The sequence below is a fragment of the Pelosinus baikalensis genome, assembly GCF_020819555.1.
Taxonomy (GTDB): domain Bacteria; phylum Bacillota; class Negativicutes; order DSM-13327; family DSM-13327; genus Pelosinus; species Pelosinus baikalensis.
Map to the genome: position 1 here is coordinate 1 of NZ_JAJHJB010000107.1, position 1,917 is coordinate 1,917.

The 1,917-nt window shown below is 41.7% G+C and carries 1 protein-coding gene; it reads right to left on the bottom strand.

Going from position 1 to position 1,917, the window contains the following annotated elements:
• Positions 1–86: 86 nt before the first annotated feature.
• Positions 87–1,496, bottom strand: a complete 1,410-nt coding sequence (gene ltrA, locus LMF89_RS25260; RefSeq protein WP_229537571.1) for a group II intron reverse transcriptase/maturase — start codon at positions 1,494–1,496, stop codon at positions 87–89.
• Between the last annotated feature and the right edge of the window lie 421 nt (positions 1,497–1,917).

A 1,917-nucleotide genomic window follows, 5' to 3' on the forward strand; every position in this document is an offset into this window, starting at 1 on the left:
AATCGAGTAGGAGCTGAATAATTATTTTATCCAGCGACCTCTCACACCACCGTACGTACCGATCGGTATACGGCGGTTCAATAGAATTAATGTCCTAATGAATATCTTTCACTGATTGATACGAAACCTATTTTCTTTAGATATTCGTTGGTTAGTGCTCTTGAAAGAATTGGGCTATTGGCTGTATGCCAGTAGCTCTTTCTTGTATTGGCATATTCCCATGCCTTGTGCTTGGCAATACCCAACTTCACAAGATTATCATGCTTGGTCTTGATTTTCTTCCATTGTTTCCAGAAGCACATCCTAATCCTTCTTCTGAGCCACTTATCCAACGTTTTCGCAAGTTTATTCATATCTGCCATATTAAAGTAGTTCACCCAGCCGATTATGCACTGTCTGAGCTTCTCCATTCTTTGCTCCATACTCATACTCTTGCTTCTCCCTGTTATCTCTTTAAGCTTTTGCTTAAACTTCTCAACAGCTTTTGGATGCACCCGAATTCCAGTTCCACCTTTCTTGTGGTAGAACGAGAATCCTAAAAATTTCAGTTTCCATGGTCTATCAACTGCACTCTTTTCTTTATTGACTCTAAGCTTTAGCTTTTCTTCAATAAATCGAGTAATACTTGCCATAACTCGCTCTGCTGATTTTTTGCTTTTGACATATATGTTCTCATCATCCGCATAACGACAAAACTTTAAGTCCCTCTGAGCAAGCTCTTTATCCAACTCATTTAACATAACGTTGCTCAAAAGTGGAGACAAATTGCCCCCTTGAGGGCAACCGACTGCTGTTTCTTCTACCGTTCCATTTATCATGACTCCTGATTGTAAATATTTTCGTATCAGCGATAATACGCGACCATCTTTAATGGTCTCCGACAGCAGGCGCATTAGTTTGTCATGATTTACGGTATCAAAATACTTGGCAAGGTCAATGTCTACAGCCCATTTGTAACCTGCATCGATGTATTCCTTACATTTTAATACTGCATCTTTTGCACTTTTGTTAGGTCTGAATCCGTAGCTGGTTTTCGAGAATTTTTGCTCATATATAGGGCTTAGTATTTGAGCTATGGATTGTTGAATTACTCTATCTACTACAGTAGGTATTCCTAGCAATCTTACTCCACCATCTGCTTTTGGTATTTCTACCCTTCTGACAGGTTGTGGTTTATATTTTCCTTCCAGCAGAGACTGTCTGAGCTGCTTGCCATTTTGTTTTAGGAATTGTAAAAGTTCATTTACTGTCATTCCATCAACTCCATGACTCCCTTTATTTGCCTTCACCTTTTCATATGCTAAATTCATATTACTTGGGGCAAGGATTTCCTCAAGCAGTCTACTGGCATATTCATTGACATCGTTTCTTCCTTTTTCTGACGTGGATGAAATACTCTGCACTCCTACATTACCTCTGAGTTCCACTCTTATCTCCTGTAGGCAGCCTTCTTTTTGAAGTTGTCTGCTTTCAACGCATTTCATCGTGTCTCTCAAAATTCCAAAACCTCCTATTGTTCAGTCCTTCCCACAGCGTATATATCCGCTATGGTACTATGGCCTCTGCTGACTTCTGACAGTTCAGCCATACATCACTGCATGGGTTGCCGTTTCCAAGTCTATGTCCACAGCTTGTCTGTCAGATCTCCCCAGGTAAGAACGCTTACTTTCACTCCATCTATCTGCTACATTTACACCGTCCGCTTCGAATAGTTTAGGGCTTTGTTTTGTTAGGCAAACTCACCCAGCGGACATATGCCTTATATGTAGTTCGTGTTCCTCAGACCAGAGCTTTGCCGCCGACTTCCTTCAGATTCCACCTCGCGGTGGACACCCTTGTCTTGAGCTAACGGTTGGCACTATCAACCCCCGTATCGGACTTTCACCGACTAGTAAGCGCCCATGCTGGGCGCACCTA